Origin of the sequence: Bacillus sp. FJAT-49711 (genome assembly GCF_018343715.1) — a bacterium.
GTDB lineage: Bacteria > Bacillota > Bacilli > Bacillales > Bacillaceae_C > Lederbergia.
Genome location: NZ_JAGYPL010000004.1, coordinates 347209 through 365624, shown reverse-complemented (window position 1 = coordinate 365624; position 18416 = coordinate 347209). Strand labels below are relative to the sequence as shown.

21 protein-coding genes are annotated in these 18416 nt (G+C 35.9%); 16 read left to right on the top strand and 5 right to left on the bottom strand.

Annotated elements, in window-relative coordinates:
* Positions 1 to 91: 91 nt before the first annotated feature.
* From KHA96_RS19430 to KHA96_RS19415, 4 genes are all read left to right on the top strand, one after another.
* Positions 92 to 439 carry a PadR family transcriptional regulator gene (locus KHA96_RS19430; protein ID WP_213130960.1) on the top strand — a complete coding sequence of 116 codons (348 nt, stop codon included), beginning with the start codon at positions 92 to 94 and terminating at the stop codon, positions 437 to 439.
* Positions 420 to 1058, top strand: a complete 639-nt coding sequence (locus KHA96_RS19425; protein ID WP_213130959.1) for a DUF1700 domain-containing protein — start codon at positions 420 to 422, stop codon at positions 1056 to 1058. The genes KHA96_RS19430 and KHA96_RS19425 overlap by 20 nt, the downstream gene beginning before the upstream one ends.
* Before the next feature lie 65 nt (positions 1059 to 1123).
* A complete protein-coding gene (locus KHA96_RS19420; protein WP_213130958.1) occupies positions 1124 to 2578 on the top strand; it encodes a DUF4153 domain-containing protein in 1455 nt (484 codons plus the stop codon).
* A 20-nt stretch (positions 2579 to 2598) separates the two neighbouring features.
* Positions 2599 to 2793 carry a hypothetical protein gene (locus tag KHA96_RS19415; RefSeq protein WP_213130957.1) on the top strand — a complete coding sequence of 65 codons (195 nt, stop codon included), beginning with the start codon at positions 2599 to 2601 and terminating at the stop codon, positions 2791 to 2793.
* Positions 2794 to 3282: 489 nt separating this feature from the next.
* Here KHA96_RS19415 and KHA96_RS19410 read toward each other — a convergent pair whose 3' ends face one another.
* On the bottom strand, positions 3283 to 5016 hold the full coding sequence (locus tag KHA96_RS19410; RefSeq protein WP_213130956.1) for an ABC transporter ATP-binding protein: 1734 nt from the start codon (positions 5014 to 5016) through the stop codon (positions 3283 to 3285).
* Between the two features lie 305 nt (positions 5017 to 5321).
* Here KHA96_RS19410 and KHA96_RS19405 point away from each other — a divergent pair, with 305 nt between their 5' ends.
* From KHA96_RS19405 to glsA, 5 genes are all read left to right on the top strand, one after another.
* Complete coding sequence (locus KHA96_RS19405; RefSeq protein WP_249315771.1) at positions 5322 to 7943, top strand: putative bifunctional diguanylate cyclase/phosphodiesterase; 2622 nt, start codon at positions 5322 to 5324, stop codon at positions 7941 to 7943.
* Positions 7944 to 8123: 180 nt separating this feature from the next.
* Positions 8124 to 8603, top strand: a complete 480-nt coding sequence (locus KHA96_RS19400) for a DUF2975 domain-containing protein (RefSeq protein WP_213130955.1) — start codon at positions 8124 to 8126, stop codon at positions 8601 to 8603.
* A 10-nt stretch (positions 8604 to 8613) separates the two neighbouring features.
* Positions 8614 to 8829, top strand: a complete 216-nt coding sequence (locus tag KHA96_RS19395; RefSeq protein ID WP_213130954.1) for a helix-turn-helix domain-containing protein — start codon at positions 8614 to 8616, stop codon at positions 8827 to 8829.
* Between the two features lie 198 nt (positions 8830 to 9027).
* Positions 9028 to 10401, top strand: a complete 1374-nt coding sequence (locus KHA96_RS19390) for an MDR family MFS transporter (RefSeq protein ID WP_213130953.1) — start codon at positions 9028 to 9030, stop codon at positions 10399 to 10401.
* A 264-nt stretch (positions 10402 to 10665) separates the two neighbouring features.
* On the top strand, positions 10666 to 11595 hold the full coding sequence (gene glsA / locus KHA96_RS19385) for a glutaminase A (protein ID WP_213131118.1): 930 nt from the start codon (positions 10666 to 10668) through the stop codon (positions 11593 to 11595).
* 7 nt (positions 11596 to 11602) lie between these two features.
* Here glsA and KHA96_RS19380 read toward each other — a convergent pair whose 3' ends face one another.
* Both KHA96_RS19380 and KHA96_RS19375 read right to left on the bottom strand, forming a co-directional pair.
* Positions 11603 to 11785 (bottom strand): PspC domain-containing protein, encoded by a 183-nt coding sequence (locus KHA96_RS19380; RefSeq protein WP_249315769.1) that lies wholly within the window; start codon positions 11783 to 11785, stop codon positions 11603 to 11605.
* Positions 11778 to 12263, bottom strand: a complete 486-nt coding sequence (locus KHA96_RS19375) for a GNAT family N-acetyltransferase (protein ID WP_213130952.1) — start codon at positions 12261 to 12263, stop codon at positions 11778 to 11780. The genes KHA96_RS19380 and KHA96_RS19375 overlap by 8 nt, the downstream gene beginning before the upstream one ends.
* Before the next feature lie 281 nt (positions 12264 to 12544).
* Here KHA96_RS19375 and speD point away from each other — a divergent pair, with 281 nt between their 5' ends.
* Positions 12545 to 13357 carry an adenosylmethionine decarboxylase gene (gene speD, locus KHA96_RS19370; protein WP_213130951.1) on the top strand — a complete coding sequence of 271 codons (813 nt, stop codon included), beginning with the start codon at positions 12545 to 12547 and terminating at the stop codon, positions 13355 to 13357.
* 101 nt (positions 13358 to 13458) lie between these two features.
* Positions 13459 to 13641: a hypothetical protein gene (locus KHA96_RS19365; protein ID WP_213130950.1), complete on the top strand. Its 183-nt coding sequence runs from the start codon at positions 13459 to 13461 to the stop codon at positions 13639 to 13641.
* A gap of 229 nt (positions 13642 to 13870) precedes the next feature.
* Here KHA96_RS19365 and KHA96_RS19360 read toward each other — a convergent pair whose 3' ends face one another.
* Entirely contained in the window at positions 13871 to 14293 is a 423-nt protein-coding gene (locus tag KHA96_RS19360) for a cupin domain-containing protein (RefSeq protein ID WP_249315765.1), read from the bottom strand.
* Positions 14294 to 14420: 127 nt separating this feature from the next.
* On the opposite strand from KHA96_RS19360, the gene cyoE reads away from it, so the two are divergent.
* Together cyoE and KHA96_RS19350 are read left to right on the top strand one after the other, a co-directional pair.
* Positions 14421 to 15329 carry a heme o synthase gene (gene cyoE, locus KHA96_RS19355; RefSeq protein ID WP_213130949.1) on the top strand — a complete coding sequence of 303 codons (909 nt, stop codon included), beginning with the start codon at positions 14421 to 14423 and terminating at the stop codon, positions 15327 to 15329.
* Between the two features lie 84 nt (positions 15330 to 15413).
* Positions 15414 to 16085 (top strand): RluA family pseudouridine synthase, encoded by a 672-nt coding sequence (locus KHA96_RS19350; RefSeq protein WP_213130948.1) that lies wholly within the window; start codon positions 15414 to 15416, stop codon positions 16083 to 16085.
* 41 nt (positions 16086 to 16126) lie between these two features.
* On the opposite strand, the gene KHA96_RS19345 is transcribed toward KHA96_RS19350, so the two are convergent.
* The gene (locus KHA96_RS19345) at positions 16127 to 16531 is read right to left on the bottom strand and encodes a hypothetical protein (protein WP_249315763.1); all 405 of its coding nucleotides are present in this window, start codon (positions 16529 to 16531) and stop codon (positions 16127 to 16129) included.
* Positions 16532 to 16672: 141 nt separating this feature from the next.
* Between KHA96_RS19345 and KHA96_RS19340 the strand changes: the two genes are divergently transcribed.
* The 3 genes from KHA96_RS19340 to KHA96_RS19330 all read left to right on the top strand — a co-directional run bounded on the left by KHA96_RS19340 (position 16673) and on the right by KHA96_RS19330 (position 18412).
* On the top strand, positions 16673 to 17302 hold the full coding sequence (locus KHA96_RS19340) for a hypothetical protein (protein ID WP_213130947.1): 630 nt from the start codon (positions 16673 to 16675) through the stop codon (positions 17300 to 17302).
* Between the two features lie 492 nt (positions 17303 to 17794).
* Positions 17795 to 17929, top strand: coding sequence for a cytochrome C oxidase subunit II (locus KHA96_RS19335; protein ID WP_213130946.1), 135 nt, complete (start codon positions 17795 to 17797; stop codon positions 17927 to 17929).
* 15 nt (positions 17930 to 17944) lie between these two features.
* Entirely contained in the window at positions 17945 to 18412 is a 468-nt protein-coding gene (locus tag KHA96_RS19330; protein ID WP_213130945.1) for a cytochrome c oxidase subunit II, read from the top strand.
* Positions 18413 to 18416 lie beyond the last annotated feature (4 nt).

Sequence of the window (18416 nt, the reverse complement as noted above, 5' to 3'; positions counted from 1 at the left end):
ATTTTTCATTAAAAAATGGAAAAATCCTTTACATTATATTTCCCTTCATGTAGAATTTCTATATACCTAAAACAACTAGGTAGGTGATAAAATGTTTAATCGTGAATTGGTAAAGGGAAGTACATCTCTTTTGCTGCTTCAATTATTAGATGAGCGGGATATGTACGGATACGAGCTTGTTAAGGAACTGGAGAATCGCAGCAGTAACGGGATTTCCTTCAAAGAGGGCACGCTATATCCGGCACTTCATAAGCTTGAAAAGCAAGGGTATATCGAATGTTACTGGCAGGAACAAGAAAAAGGGCCGGCTAGGAAGTATTATCACCTAACTTCAGAAGGAAAAGAAATGCTTCTGGAAAAAACGCATGAATGGCACGACTTTGTTTCGGTGATGAACAGGGTGATAGGGAGAAAAAATCGTGGAACGGCTGAAGAATGAGTTTTTAACAGAACTTGCGGAGAATCTCGCAAATCATAAGGAAATTGAATCAATTTTAACAGAATATGATTTCCATCTCGATGATTTTCTAGACCGCCACTCCCATCTAGCTGATGAAGTCGAGCTGCGGAATCAAATATATTCAAAGCTAGGAACACCTACTGAAATTGCCGCGATGTGGAAGGAAGAGCTTTCCGTTACACCGAGCAATATGAAATGGCTGTTTATTGCGGTAAATATTTTGTTTTTTGGTGGTGGGGCTGTCCTCACTCTAGCGCATAATTTATTTGATTGGAACTGGTTGACGAGCATATGGAATCTGTTAACGAGCTTTCCAATCGTAATAGCGTTCATTTACTTGTTTTTTTGGGCGCTGCTTGGTTATGAGATAGGCAGAGGCTTTGGACATAGTGGGAGGAAATTGTTAAAAGGAACTTTCTTATTAGCCTTAATCCCGAATCTAATACTTATGGTTTTAACGGTTTTTAAAATCATCCCTCATAAATGGTTTTACCCATTGTTGACGGAAACCTTTATTGGCCTTTGCATTTTATTCACGCTTCTTTTATACCCAGTTTGCCTAATTAGCTATAAATGGGGGAAAAAAGCTTCCATCTGAGCTTTTTTTTAACACCATACATAGAATTTCTATATATATAGAATAACAATATAGGGGGTCTTTAGATGGAATTGAAAATTGAACGAGTAGACTGGTTGTTCTTCATTATGTGTTTCTTAGTAGGGATTGTTGCTGAAGAAGCGTTTTTCAGGGATCAAATCGGAATATCCTACATCATTTTTACGGTTGTGTTTTATACTATTGTTTTTTATAAGTTTAGAACTTATCCATTCTCACATCAACGTTTCGGGTATTTAGTATTAATATCAATATGGATTTTAGCAATTTGTTATTTTCTATATGATACTGCTCTTTTTTATACGTTGAATATTGTGGTTATTCCCGCACTTGTTATTTTTCATCTAGTATTAATTACTTCACCACAGAAAAGAGAATGGAGCAATCTGCGCTTTCTTTTTTACGCTGCTCGTCGACTTTTTGAAGGAATCGGTTTTAGCGCAATATTTACAAAACATGTTGCAGGCTTGTTTAGGAAAAAAACGAACAAAAAGCACTATGATATTTGGATAAAAATTATTCTAGGCATCGCTGTATCAATACCTATTTTATTTATCATACTAAATTTATTAATTTCGGCAGATACCCAATTTGAAAGGCTAATTAATAATATTCCTAGCCTATTTAACTTTAACGCAGAATATTTGTTTCGTTTCCTTATTATTTTAATCTACACATTCACTTTCTTTGGTTTTATGGAAGTTTTATCACGAAAAAATGATAATAATGTCCAAAAGGAAGTTAAGCCGATTGTAATGGATGGAATTATTACGCTTACGATGTTAGTACTTCTTGATATCGTCTATGTATTATTTGTTGCCATCCAATTTAAATACTTTTTCAGCGGTTCGCTCGATGAAGGATACACTTATGCGGAATATGCACGGCGTGGTTTTTTTGAATTGCTATTTGTCACGTTAATTAATCTTAGTGTTACAACAGGAGTTATTAATTTCACAAAACATATTCATGGCTTTTTAAAACAGACAATTCGGATTGCCTTAACGGTTCTCGTTTTATCAAGCGGGGTCCTCCTCGTATCGGCATTTATGCGAATGACCATGTATGAAGATGCGTATGGCTTTACATTTACAAGGGTGCTAGCTCATTCGTTCATGATTTTCTTAATGATTATTTTTGCGTATACCTTAATTAAAATTTGGCTTGATAAGCTTTCCTTGTTTCACTTTTATTTTATTGCATCTCTCATTTACTACGTTGGACTGAATATTGTCAATATCGATAAGTTTGTTGTTGAAAGAAATATTGACCGATTTGAGCTTACTGAAAAAATTGATATTTATTATTTAAACAGCTTATCAGCGACAGGGATCTTAGGTCTATTAGAGGTATACGAAAAGAATCCGAATGTTCCAGAGTTGAAGGATTTGCTAAAAGAGCGTAAAGCAGACATAGAAAGTATAAAAAACGAATCATGGCAGTCGAAAAATCTTACAAGAAATAAAGCGCATGAACAGCTTTTGGAGTTAAATATTAATTAATCTTATAAGGAGGAAGGAAAATGTCTAAATTAGGATCGAATGCGAGACCAGCCGTTTTATACGTTAATTCAGAGGAAAATGCTAATGAATTTCAGCAAGTATTTGAGGAAATGGGTTGGAAGGTGATGATTACTGTTGATCCTGATAAACCTGAAGATATTTCTGATTACCAAAGATTAATGGGAAAAAAATCGAAGACACTAACAAGACAATAAGTTAATGGGAAAAGAGGCTGGGACATAACTAAAACAATCAAACCTAAAGACGAACAATGATCTAACTTAGCGGAGGAAATATACGAAGACTCCTGTGGGAGGAAGGCATAGGTGAGACCCCGCAGCTCGGGACGAGCGAGGAGGCTCGCCAGCCGCCCACGGAAAGCGAAGTATATTTCCGGAGCGTGTATATACTATAAACAACCTATTGTTCGGATTTATCTTTGTCGGAAATAGTTATGTCCTGGTCTTTTTTCATGAGTAAAAAATCTGTTTTTTTAAATGAGGCTTTTGCTTTCCACCTCCTATCGACTGGCAAATTTCATGTCCAAAAGGCAACATTGGCTCGTTCATCACCGTGTTTCTTTTATCTCAGTCGAAGGACTAATGAGGAGCGTCAACTAAAACCGCCACGTCCTGTGGCAACGTCGACGGACCCGCGTCATGGTGGCAGTACGTCGATGAACAAGGCGCTTGCGCTTTTCTAATCTACGTTAACTGCTGTTCGGCAAACTCCCGATACAGTGCATGGGTTGCTATCAATTCCTTATGCGTTCCACTTCCGGTTACTTCCCCTTTTTCGATAAAGATAATTTTATCGGCATCAACGATTGTGGATAGGCGGTGAGCGATGACAAAGGTAGTTCTTCCTTCCATTAGACGTGCCAAGGCTTGTTGGACGATACCTTCTGATTGGCTATCTAGACTCGCCGTCGCTTCATCCATCATCAATATTTTAGGATCTCGTAAGAATGCTCGTGCAATCGCGATTCTTTGTCTTTGCCCACCGGATAATTTTACCCCGCGCTCGCCAACTTCTGTATCTAATCCATGTGAGAAAGAGCGTATAAACTGATCTGCGTATGCCATTTTTGCTACTTCCCAAAGACGTTCATCATCTATTTCCTTCCAATTTTCCAAGCCGTAGCAAAGATTTTCTCTAATCGTTCCTGCCATCATCGCACTTTCTTGAGAAACATAACCTATTTGACTACGCCAAGATTCAATAGACAAATCTTTAATAGAAGTGTCTCCAATGCGGATGTCACCAGCAGTCGGCTCGTAAAATCGTTCTAATAAGCCAAACATCGTTGTTTTTCCACCGCCGCTCGGTCCAGCAAAGGCAATCATTTCACCCGATTTTGCTTCAAACGATATATTTTTTAAAACAGGTTCATCTTCACTATATGCGAACGATATATTATCAACATGGACAGTCTTGTTTGTTATATCGATATTTAGTCCTTCCTGCCCTTCTTCTAACGGCAATTCTAATATATTGATAATCCGTTCTGTTGCTCCTTTTGCTTTCTGTAATTGTGTAAAAAACATAGCGAAAGTAGTAACTGGCATGATAATTTGAAAAAGATAAAGCAGAAAAGCAACGAGTGAGCCAGTGGACATCGTTCCACTTGCTACGCGCATCCCGCCGTATCCGATAATCATCACAATAACGAGCATAATAACAAATTGCATAATCGGAGCGATTAATGCAAAGACACGTGCTTCTTTTAGTCCAAAGCTCAATAGCTTTTGAATACCAGATAAGCCTTTTTGCTCTTCATTTTGTTCAGCCGTTGAAGCTTTCATTAATCTGATTTCACCAAGTGTTTGTTGAATATGTCCAGTAAACACAGCTGTTTCATCTTGCAAACCACGAGATATTTTCGCCATTTGTTGTCCAAGAGGAAACATAATGGCAATAGTTATTGGAACGGCAATTAACATCATTAGCGTCATTTTCCAATCCATAATGAGCAAGATGGTAACAGCACCTATAATGGAAATAATACCTGTAATGAATTGCGGAAAATGTTGTGAAATCAATTCTCTTACGATGCTAGTATCATTCACAACTCGACTAACTGTTTCCCCACTTGATGTTTTATCGAAATAGCTTACAGGTAGCCGTATGAGCTTTACCCACATGCGATCACGAAGTCTAGCGACAATTTTTTGACCAACAGATGTAAGCAGGTAGAGAGAGAATCCACTAATAATTGCTTGGGCTATGAATGCAATCCCAATGGCAATGATAAGGGGAATGCTTAAAAGTGAAACTGAGAAGCCATCTACTAAATTTTTTGTTAGTAGTGGAACAACGAGTCCCGCAATGGTCGTAATCAAACTTGCGACTAACCCGAGCGTTAATGCTAGCTTTGGAATATTTGTTGATAAAATCAGTGAAATAAATGGCTTTAAGCTATTTTGCTTATTTTTCATAGTTTGTAGCTCCGTTCTTCGGTAATTTTCCGATAAAAGCAGTTACTTTATACTGCTTTATACTTACTATCGAATCATGCATATCAATGTTTTTTCACAATGCTAAGTGTTTTACTCATCCTCAAGTACAATAAGTATCTTATAATAAGTTTATGAACTCAATATGAACTGTTTCTTCACTTCTCACAATCTACTTCCTGCAATATTGGACAGGCATTTACAATTAAGACTATTTCCATATATTATGATTTATATAATAGATGAAAGTAATTTTTATAGATTGGGTTGTTTATATGTTTAACTTTATGAAGAAAAATAGTGCGGTTTTTCTATTTTTTCTTATTTTAGGACTTATTATTTTATCTTCAAGCTACTATATAGCATTACCCTATGGGATTACCTTTGCTTTTACAAGTATCTTTTTATTTTTAATGCTCCGTCTTTTTGGGCTTCCGCAAGCGGTGTTCGCTGGATTGCTATCGTTCATTTTTATACCTCATCATCTTTCTTCTGTTGCACTGCAGGCGCTGCTCATAGTAGAAATTGTTTTTGTAGGTGCATTTTTCCGTAAAGGTAGACGCGCTAAAATGTTTTTTGTCGATATCCTTTTTTGGATGACCATCGGTTTAATGGGCCTTTTATTTATCAATAAGCCTTTTTTGACAGGGAATGCGCTTTACTTTCAAATATCAAAAATGATTGTCAATGGCTTATTTAATGTAGTAGTTGCAGATATGCTTTTGGCTTATGTTCCTTTTTATATATTTTTCAACAATAATAAGGTGAATAAGAACAATTTTTCTATTCACCAGTTCTTGTTTCATTTAATTGTTATTTCTATTATAGTGCCTTTCTTTTTTAGCGTGGTATCTAATGCGCGCAATGCTCAAGCGTTATTAGATAGTAAAAATATTTCTGATGTAAAAAACATAGTCACCCATATGGAAAATGATATTTCTAACTGGAGTAAAGAAGATGTAAAGCAATTGTCTATAAAAAATGCAAAACAAATTGATCTCATGAATGATTTGGTCCATCATTTTGATTCCAAAGAGTTAGATATTGTTATTATGAACGACAAAAATGAGGTGTACGCTTCAACTTCTCAAGATATTCCTGTACATACTGTTTATAGCATGGCAAATCAAGAGGTACTAAGACAGCCTAATAAAGATTTTCTTGTCATATTACCTAAAGATGGGGGTTTTGAGCCAATTAGTAAATGGAGTAAAGGATATTATTTATATGATGATGAATTAGTATCATCGGGAATTAAAATAAATGTTCGACTCCCAATCTCCCAATATCAAAATAAATTTTTTGATATTTTTTTAGAGCAACTAGGCTATTCCTTCCTTTTTGCTTTATTCCTTTCCATTTTTGTGCAGAATGTCAGCAGTATTTTTATGAATAATATTAGACAATTGACTTTAGCATCTACACGTTTACCAGAAAAGTTAATTCAATATGAACATATTGAATGGCCGCATAGTCATGTTTCCGAGCTGCGAGTACTCTCGAAAAATTTAAGAGAAATGGCGGAGAAGCTAAAAGAGTTATTCCGAGAAAGCCATGAAATGAATCATAAATTGAAGGAACAGACAGAGCAATTAATAGAATCTGAATTTAGATTAAATCATTTAGCTTTTTACGATGTGTTGACGGGTTTGCCTAACCGCCGCCATTTTCAAGATTATGTAAAAAGTTTAATTTACAACCAGCCTTCTTCACTTTTTGCTGTTCTATTTATTGATATTAACCAATTTAAGCAAGTCAATGATACAATTGGCCATGCAGCTGGAGATACACTACTTCAGTTAGTTGCAGACCACCTTCGTGCATTACAACATGAACGTCGTCATATTTTCCGATTAGGCGGAGATGAATTTGTCATCGTAATAAATATAAAAGAGAAAGAAGAAGTAAATGAAACACTAAAACAAATGCTTCATGAATTTTCCACTTCTTTTTCTGTGCAAGGCCATATGCTTTATGTTACGGCGAGCGTTGGAATCAGTGTGTATCCGGATGATGGAGAGGATATAGATAGCCTCATTAAATGTGCAGATATTGCGATGTATCATTCAAAAGAAAAAGGTGGCAATGTTGCTCACTTTTTCAATGACTCAATGCGAAATAAATATGATGACCGTCTTCTTATTGAAAATTCATTAAGGTTAGTTGTAGATAAGGGAGATTTTGAACTATATTATCAACCAAAATATCAATTTGGCCGAATTACAAGTATGGAAGCATTAATTCGATGGATAGACCCGGAGCTCGGTTTTGTTTCTCCAGCCACTTTTATTCCAATCGCTGAAGAAATTGGATTAATATTAGACATCGATCGTTGGTCTTTAATACAGGCATGCAAACAAAATAAAGAGTGGCAGGATCAAGGTTTTCCGAAAATACCTATATCCGTAAACATTTCAGCGAAACAGTTTCAACGAGATCACTTAGTATCGATGGTTGAACAAGCGTTGAAAATGTCAGGATTATCTCCTGAATATATTAAGTTGGAAATAACGGAAAGTGTTTTTATCAAAAATTTAGACCACGTAGCAAGTATTATTAGACAGTTAAAAGAGATTGGCGTCAAAATATCAATTGATGATTTTGGAAAAGGGTATTCATCTTTATATCCGTTATTGCAGCTTCCAATCGATGAAATAAAAATCGATCGGCAATTCATTTCCGATATCGATCAAAATATGAAAAAATCCCGTCTAGTCCAATCAATCCTTAGCATGGCAAAAGGACTCCAATTAAATGTGGTGGCAGAAGGAATTGAAACTAAGGACGAAAGAAATACGCTAATGCAAATGGGATGTGATGAGCTCCAAGGGTATTTATTCAGTCCGCCTATTAAGGCACAAGAAATAGAATCATTGTTAATGGGGAATCTAAAAATAAACAAAACATGATGGTAATTATGAAAAGTTATAAAGCATTTCTTTTAATGAGGAATGCTTTTTTATTTTTATCAAAAATAAAAAGGATATTTATAAAACGATAATTATATTATCATAAAGGATAATAATTTATTGCGAAACGATAAATAATCTGTTAAAATCAAATTGAAATTAAGCAAGTGAGGTGTTTTTATGAAACGGGAAACAATCTTTTTAAAGTTCGCTGTTGTTCTTATGGGACTTCCTGTCCTAGCTATGTGTATATTTGTATTGCCGAGGATAGCTAAGTTTTTTGCAGAATTAAATCCACAGCTAAGTTATTTGCAATATCCCTTTTTAATCGGTTTGTATGCAGCAGCGCTTGTATTTTTTGTTGCATTGTACCAGGCTTTAAGGCTTTTAAGCTATATCGATAAGAATCTGGCGTTTTCGGAGTTATCTGTTCAGGCTTTAAAGAATATCAAATACTGTGCGATCATCATCAGTGCCCTATTTGTATTATTTATGCCGCTTATATATCTCATGGCAGAGGTTGACGATGCCCCAGGAATTATATTAATCGGAATGGTCATTATTTTTGGCAGCATGGTGGTTGCAGTCTTTGCAGCTGTTCTTCAAAAGCTATTAAAAAATGCCATCGATATTAAATCAGAAAATGATTTAACAGTCTGAGGTGAAAAAAATGGCAATAATAATCAATATTGATGTAATGTTGGCTAAAAGGAAAATGAGTGTCACGGAGCTTTCGGAGAAGGTGGGAATCACGATGGCTAACCTGTCTATTCTAAAAAACGGAAAGGCAAAAGCGATAAGGCTATCAACATTGGAGGCAGTTTGCAAGGCTTTACAATGCCAGCCTGGAGATATTTTAGAATACAAAAGCGATGATGAGGATTGATTTTTTACTCATGCGACAATAATTGAAAAATTATAACTAGCAACTGAATATTCGGTTGCTATTTTTTTATCATGGCAAATGTGTTAACGAAACCCAATTTTGTTTGTGATAGCAGGATTTGACAGAGTGTAACGAGCAGATTATTTTGTTATACTAAATAAAGCTTTAAGCTTCGGCTCGGGACTAGGGGGAGAGATATTGAATAAAGAGACAAAACAAAAGTCTGTCGTAATAGCGTTATTAATTTCTACATTTCTTACTGCAATTGAAGGAACAATTGTAAGTACGGCAATGCCTAAAATTGTTGGTGATTTAGGCGGAAGCCATTTATATACTTGGGTTATTTCCATCTATTTATTAGCTATAGTAATTAGTACGCCAATCTTTGGGAAAATGGCTGATTTATATGGCCGAAAGCTTATGTTTACAATTGGGACTATTATATTCTTAATAGGGTCGATGCTTTCTGGTCTATCCCAAACGATGGAGCAGCTCGTAGTATTCCGTCTTATTCAAGGAATCGGGGCAGGTGCATTATCGACGATTCCATTTACAATCATTGGTGATGTATTTGAATTTAACATGAGGGCGAAAATTCAAGGATGGATGAGCAGTGTATGGGGGATTGCCGGTATTTTCGGTCCTCTTGCCGGCGGGTTTATTGTCGATACGATATCATGGCATTGGATTTTCTTTATGAATCTTCCTTTTGGAATCATATCTTTATTTCTTTTATGGTTTGCCTTGCATGAACATATTGAAAAGAAAAAACAAGTTATTGATTATGCCGGCATTTTAACTTTTACCATATGTATGAGCTCTTTTTTATATGCTTTAACATTAGTAAAAGAGTATAAACAAATAACTAGTCAAATTTCTATATTATTTATTATTGCCTTCGTTGGACTTTGTGCGTTTATTTGGATTCAGGCAAAGGGAAAAGAACCGATGCTGCCGCTTTCTGTATTTAAAAATAAATTTATTTCGATTTCAAATGTTGCCGGATTTTTATTAGGTTTTATTCTTGTCACGGTCACTTTCTATATCCCTTTATGGGTGCAAGGTGTCACTAATTTAAATGCTACTTTTTCTGGAGTTGCCATGTTGCCAATGTCTGTTACATGGCCGATTGGTGCTGTATTTGCAGGAAGGTGGATGAGCAAGAAACCAATTGCTCATATTACAATGGCTGGAATTGCCATTATTATCATCGGATGTGTTGGATTGGTATTCTTCCATACTGAAACGACAGTGGCGTGGATGATGGTCGTAACAGGGGTATTAGGAGTCGGGTTTGGTCTAGCCTATACTGCATTCACGGTTGCTGTTCAATCCGCCGTAGAATGGGAGACACGCGGAGTGGCAATGGGCTCCCATAATTTATTGAAAAATCTTGGACAGGCAATTGGGATTGCTGTTTCAGGATTATGGTTGAGTGACGAATTAAAAGGGATCGCATTGGAATCAAGCTTGCATCATGTGTTTATTTTACTGCTTATACTTGGAATATGCTCTATAGCAGTAACGGGTATGCTTTTGAGTAAAAAAGGCAAGGAACTGGCTGTTCGTTAAGTATGTAAGACAATAGGTTAATCCGGAATTTTGGATTAACCTATTGTCTTTTATTTGCTTTCTAGACCCCTAGTTAACTTTTGGTTTCTTCTTGTGACAAGCCATTATCGAATCACCTCATATGGAAAGCTACGGGCGCTATAATCTATTAGGAAATAACCTAGCTTGGATACAAGTAAGTACGGAAGTAAGAGACCTAAATGATTAAATAAAATTTAGAGTGATATTCCAAGCAATAGTTCATACTATGTTTGGGTGATGAAGATGCCATGTCAATCAAGCGAAGAATTAAATGTTTTAGTAAAAGAGGCAAGAGAGTTTACAAAAGATGGCAAGGTTGCTGATTATATACCTGCTCTAGGAAGAGCAAATCCTCATGATTTATCGATTGCCATTCAGTACCCTGATGGACAATGTATATCTGCAGGTGATATTGAGAGGAAAATGTCACTTCAAAGTATATCAAAGGTGATCAGCTTGGCGCTCGTTTTAATGGATAGGGGACCAAGCTACGTGTTTGATCGTGTTGGTATGGAACCAACAGGCGATCCTTTTAATTCGATTGCAAAATTAGAAACATCGTCTCCAGCAAAACCTTTGAATCCGATGATTAATGCTGGAGCGCTTGTCGTAACTCATATGATAAAAGGAAACAGTATTGATGAGAGATTTCAAAGACTATTATCTTTTATAAGAGAATTGGGAAATGATGCTACAATTCAATATAGCGAAGAAGTGGCAAAGTCAGAATTTAACACTGCGTATTTAAATAGATCCTTAAGTTATTTTTTAAAACAACATCACATCATTCAGGAAGATGTGGAAGAGCTAATTGATTTGTACACAAGACAGTGTGCTATTGAAATGAATTGTTTGGAATTAGCAAGGATTGGCCTAATCTTTGCCATGGATGGGGTAGATCCAGATAGCGGCAAGCAAATCATTCCTGTTCATATTGCTCGTATATGTAAAACATTCATGGTGACATGTGGGATGTATAACGCATCAGGTGAGTTTGCGATAAAAATAGGGATACCAGCAAAAAGCGGTGTCTCAGGTGGGATTATGGGCGCAGTTCCAGGTAAATTTGGCATTGGTATTTTTGGCCCTGCATTAGATGAGAAAGGAAACAGTATTGCTGGTATCAAATTATTGGAGCTGCTTTCTAAAAATTATCAATTAAGTATGTTTTAGCATGTCACTAATATAAAGCCCGGTTTTCAGGCAATGTAAGAGCGAGAAGAATGTATATTAGAAGCGAGCCGGGTGTAAAGATAAAAATTAGTCTTACAATAAATGGAGAGATGCCGAAAAACTCAGCAATACCAGCACAGACTCCGTGTAATGCCTTGTTTTTTGAAGATGTCATTAATTTTTTATTCAATAGCTTTTACTCCTTTCGCATGAATGTGTTTTTCTAAACAGTCAACTATTTTTCCTTCCCAAGGATTTTGATCATAGACTTCGAATCCTAATGCAGTCCAAAATCGTTTCGCTTGATCATTTTCTTTAATAATGCCGATCCGAATTTTTTGAAATTTTTCGCTTAAAAATTTATCTTCAAACGATTGATAAATGGTCTTGCCATAACCTTTAAAATGAAAATCTCCATGAATCATGAGTAAACCTAACCACGGACAGTTGTCTTTAGGGTTATTTTTCATAAAATCGATAAGTCCAATATATTGATCTTCCGTTTTTATTAAGAAACTATCAGTAGTTTGATTGAGAAATTGTTCTTTTATTTCATAAATATCCCTCGATGGAATACCACTTTCTAAAATATTGTAAACAGAATTTGAATTAATAATTATTAATGCGTTTTCCAGCGTATTTTCGGTTATCCGTTCAAAATAAATCACATTCAACGCCCCTTTTACCGATATTGTAACATTTTTCCTGCATGTAATGGCTTATACATACACCATTTTTAGAAAACGCGTTTGGGGAGTTGGCAACCTTCATTTTGAGAATATATAAAATAAGAAAGACAAGAATAACAATAGAAAAAGAGGAGGAAGCAGGAGCTTCAATCCCTATTTCTGATGAAGAATGTTTGTTTTTTTATTTCACGGAAAGGGTAATATAACAATACTGTAATAAGGAAAGATAAAAATTACATACATAGGGGAGGATCTTCAGTATGAAACTTACTCCTGCGCAGCGGATCGAGCTTCATGGTTTTAATAATTTAACAAAATCATTAAGCTTCAATATGTATGATATTTGTTTTACAAGGACGAAGAAGGATCGTGAGGCATATATCGAATATATTGACGAACAATACAACGCTGATAGGTTAACAGAAATTTTACAGCATGTAGCTGATATTATAGGTGCACATGTTTTAAATGTTGCGAAGCAAGATTATGTGCCACAAGGAGCAAGTGTAACGGTCCTTGTTTCGGAGGGGCCTGTCGTAGAAGTTCCGGCTGAATCGTATGAAGAGTCACCAGGACCGCTCCCTGACAATGTAGTACTCCAGCTTGATAAAAGCCATATTACCGTACACACATATCCTGAGTATCATCCAGATGAAGGAATAAGCACATTTAGAGCGGATATAGATGTGACCACTTGTGGGGAAATATCACCATTAAAAGCATTAAATTATTTGATCCGTTCATTTGAGACAGATGTCATGTCCATTGATTACCGAGTTCGCGGTTTTACTCGGGCGAAGGATGGTCATAAGTTGTTTATTGATCACGAAATTAATTCTATCCAAAATTACATTCCCGATGATATAAAAGCAGAATTTGATATGATTGATGTCAATGTCTATCAGGAGAATATTTTTCATACAAAATGTAAGCTTAAGGAATTTGATTTAGATAATTATTTATTTGATCGGTCAAAAGAAAACCTTAAAGGTGAAGAAGCAGAGGAAATTACTGAAAGAATTACAAATGAAATGGATGAAATCTTTTATGGTAAAAACATTTACGATAACTAGGATCCAAGCCAAATAATATAGCTTTTTTGTAGTGCAATGCGATGAAGAATAATTCCTCCTTCGATTCCCATACTAAAGTAAAGAAGGAGGGATATTCAATCATGGCAAAGCGCACAAAGAAAAATGATCCTGAGCAAAAAAATAAACAAGGGTTTGATTCTAGTAAAACGGATTCGGAGTTCTCCAAAGAATTTGGCAGCGCCAACGCAAATCGCGCTCATAAAGAAAAAGCGAAAAAAGAGAAAAAATCTAAAAATCAAGGTGAATGGAGCGGCATGCACTAATTCACTATTTTTAAGGGAGCTGGGTGGATCGAATAGCTCCCTTTTTCATGTAGATAGATTGAAAGCTGAGCGATATGAAGGGACGGCCGGTAAATTCAAGATGATGGCCAGAAAACTTGAATTGACAACCAGTGAACCCAAACCGCCGGTCGGAAAAAACAAAATTAAGAACTCAAAAATAAGCTAGAAATCATCTATCTACTTTAGTTTTTTCATAACAACCATCAGCTTAAAGCAATTCGGCTCTATACTGTTTAAAAAGATTTTTCATCATTTCAGGACTGCGGTCGCTAGTCTTATGTATGGCGTCAATCAATTCCTGTGTTTGCTTATTCATAATAATAAGGTAACGTGCGGTCTCCTGTTTGGGATTCCAAAATGTGTGTGGAGTTCCACGTGGCACGATTACTGCCTCATTTTGATTAGCCTCGATTTTTTCATCTCCAATCTGAAATCCAAGTGTCCCTTCTAGAATAAACCATGCTTCATCATCTTCATAATGCAAATGAAGCGGAGCCATTAACATAGGTGTTTCTCCATTAAGAGTACCTTCCGCGCTCCATTCGGCAATAGTAATATTTGAGCCTTCTGGTGCATGGGTTTGCCCGTTGCTCGTACGCATTATAAAATCTGTAATTGAAAGTTTAGCCAAGTCAACATTCTCCCTACTTTTTTATAAATCATAAAACAATTCAAATAAAATAGAAAGAACGAATTAATATTAAATGAATGCTATAATGAAAAAAGATTATTTTTCATTTTCAACGGGAGGATATTGGATGAATAAAAACGCTTTGCCTTCCCAAAAAGGGGAAAAGAAACGAAATTTTTCAACTTTCATAACAGATATAAAATCACTTTTTAAAGCGGGAGTATTACTCGCAAATATATTGCCGGTCTTTACTGGATTCTGGTTAGCACTGCATTTTTCAAATCAATCATTTATGGAAAATCTTAATTTATTCTTGCTGACGATAATCGGCAGCACTTTGGTGATGGCTGGGGCACTTGTCATTAATAATTGGTACGATGTCGATATTGATAAGGTTATGGCACGAACTCAAAATCGGCCAACTGTAACGGGACATTTTTCTCTTCCTTTTGTTTTGACGATCGGGATCGGGCTTTCTATAATTGGATTCATCCTACTTTTTTTCACAACAATCGAAGCGACTTTTTATGCCTTCATCGGCTGGTTCACATATGTTATTTTATACACAATGTGGTCTAAACGCAGATACACATTGAATACTGTGATTGGGAGTATTTCTGGGGCTGTTACCCCTCTTATCGGATGGGCCGCTATTATACCTGGAATCCCTCTGCTTCCAATTGTTTTATTTATGATTATATTTATTTGGCAAATGCCGCATACTTTTTCGATTGCCATCAAAAAACATGATGAATATAAGGCTGCCGGCGTTGCTATGCTTCCAGTTGTACGAGGATTTGAAGTAACGAAGCGGCAAATGGTAGTATACATTGCCTGCCTGCTGCCACTGCCATTTTTTCTAGTCCAGCTAGGCACAACATTCATCGTCATAGCAACAATACTAAATATAGGATGGCTAGTACTCAGTATCAGAGGATTTTTCACTAAAAACCTCCTTAAATGGGCGCATGCAAACTTCCTATATTCCGTAAATTACTTAACCATATTATTTCTTCTAATGATTATATTAGTATGAGTGCCAGGCACCCAAACAACTTCGGGATAATTCTGAATTGTGTCTGAGTTGTGTGAGTGCCTGGCACTGCGAAAGGGTAGTTGCATGGATATTCCGATTTTATTTGAAGACAATCATCTGCTTGTAGTAGAGAAGCCTGTTAATATTCCTGTGCAAAGGGATAGTACAGGGGATTTAGATTTGCTGACTTTGCTGAAGCAGGATTTGAAGGTTCGTTATGAGAAGCCGGGGAATGTTTATCTTGGTCTTGTTCACCGTCTAGATCGGCCGGTAGGTGGTATTATGGTTTTTGCTAAGACATCCAAAGCCGCTTCCAGATTATCTGATGAGATTCGCAGGCGGTCGATGGAAAGAAAATATTTAGCTGTTGTAAGAGGAGCGCTGCCAAGAAAACAAGGGGTTTTGGAGCATTATCTGTATAAAGATCAACGTAAAAACATTGTGTATACTGTTCAATCCACCGATAAAAATGGAAAACAGGCCATTCTGGAATATGAAGTTATTGAACAGAATGGAGATTTCAGTCTGCTCACTATTAATATTTTAACAGGTAGATCTCATCAAATTCGTGTTCAGCTATCGGCGTCAGGCTACCCGCTTTTCGGCGACCAAAAATATGGCCAAGCACTCAATAAACCTGGACAGCAGATAGCATTATGGGCCCACTCGCTAAAATTTACACATCCAATAAAAAAAGAAATAGTAGAATTTCAATCATTTCCCCCAAAGGAATATCCTTGGAATATGTGGAGTTAATAGAAAAAACAAAGTACTCAGTTGTAGAGTACTTTGTTTTTTTATCTTGGTGTTAATGGTTTTACGGATATTGCAGGAGAAGAAGTCGTTACGATACAGCCTTCTAAATCTTTTTCTTGTAAAAATCCTAAATTTATTGCTGATTTGATTTTTATAGTGTCTGGCCTTTTTACAATTTGAATGAGATCATTCATTTTTAATTGTTCCAACCTTTTAATTGTTTCCTCATCATTAAATTTTTCTGTTTTTCTTATTTGTCGTTGAAGTTTGTATCCATTTAAAGTGACTTCACCTTTATCCTGGGAGCCTATAAGATGATCGAAATAATCATGAAAAACTTTTTTTAACTGATTCATTTCTGCTTCGATTTCTTTTTTCCTCTTATTCAGCTCGTAATAATTGATTAGCATTTCTCCAGTTATTAGCGTGTCCTGATTATTTTTCAAGATTTTCCCTCCAACCATTGTAGATACACTATCATATAAAGTTTTGTAAGAAAATATGACTGAAAATGAAAAATGCATTCATTAGGAAGATGGGTCATAGATTATGAATAGACCTTCTAGGTGCGGGAGTGAGGGATAGGTTTGCTAGAAATTATTTCTACATATAAATGGCATTTGTTAATAGCCTTAGAGGTTTTATTTTGGCTGGCTTTTATTACTTTTTTAGTACTTAAATATTGGTTCGATACAAAGGCTAAGATTATTTTTTTAACTTTTACTATTATGTTTGAATGTTTAGATTTACCTATTGCCATTATGGATTATGTAAATACAGGACGAATATCTTTCTTTCAAATTACCATTTTGCTTGTTTATTTTTATGCATTAACTTTTGGAAATCAAAATATGCAAAAGTTAGATTTGTATATAAAAAGGAAAATTCTCGTTTTGAAAGGTAAACCAGTGTCAATGGAGGACAAGCGTCTTACCGCAAGCCTATCACAATTGAAGTATGCAAAGGCAGTAAAGCAAGGGTTTGCCATGCATGTAAGTATTTTTCTTATCGTTCATATATTATTGCTAATAGAATTTGCGTGGCCGCCTTTATCAGCTAACTATATTTCGGATCTAATTAGCAATCAAACGAAAGATATTTTTCAAAATGAAATATTAAACCGAACTAGTTTAATGTGGTCATTGTTTTTAATAATAAATGGAATTGTTGTCTTATTATTCACATATTCACCGTTAGGATCTTCCAAAAAAAGATAAATGAACACATGTCCTGAAAGTATGCGAGATGCAAGCAGCATACTTTCAGGGCTTTTTTGTTTTTCTAGTTAAACAGTCTCATCCTTCCAGGTCGATAACGTGAGTTTATAAAAGTCTATGAGCAGACTATCAGTCTCATAAAATTTGCATTTCAGAGGCCAGAATGCGTTGCGGCATACATGGTACAAGTTGCAGGTGAAACGATAGTGCGTCACTGCCTGAGCCTGAAAAAGGCGTGTTTCGCTTTTAATATCTCATCAGATGTCTTCCGTTTCCCACCTTAATGTGTTTCTTTTATAGCAATAAAGAAAAGTCTACTAAACCGCGGACCCTCATCCTATAGGCATCTATATCGGTAGGCGCGGCCATTCGTTTTGTTCGTTCAAAAATTTGTCAAATATGCAATGCGTATATATGTGAGCCACATCACATCTTTGAGAAACATTATCAATTAAGATGCAAGTAAGAACACGTTAGGAGGTTGATTTTTAAATGGCAAAGGTTAACCGTGTTAAGCAAGAAAATGAAGAAACAACAAAGGGAACATTGTTTTCCGTAGGGATAGTAGGAGCCGTTATTCTTGTCACATATTTAGTTCTTTACGGGCTTTACATGGTCAGATTATAAGGAGGGATAAACATTATGAAGATGCATCGTTCGGAGGAAATATGGCTTATTTTAAGTTTCGGAATGATCATTGGTTTTATGCTGTTAACGGGGTACCAAACATTCGTTCAAGGGATGGGGCCACCAAGTAATAAGGAAACAATAGATCCTCAAAAAGTAGATCAGACAGCTCCATTTGATCAACCAGGCATAAAACAAATTGGTGATAAAGAATATGAAGTCGTCATGACATTGGAAGTGTTTAATTTTACTCCAAGCAATATTGAAGTGCCAGCTGGTTCCACTGTTCACTTTATTTTAACATCTAAGGATGTCGTTCATGGATTCCAAATTGCTGAAACAAACGTAAATGCAATGGTCATGCCCGGCTATATTCAAAAAGTGAAGCAGAAGTTTGATAAGCCTGGGGAATATTTAGTGTTATGTAATGAGTATTGCGGTGCTGGCCACCAATATATGAGCACAACAATTACGGTTAAATAAGGAG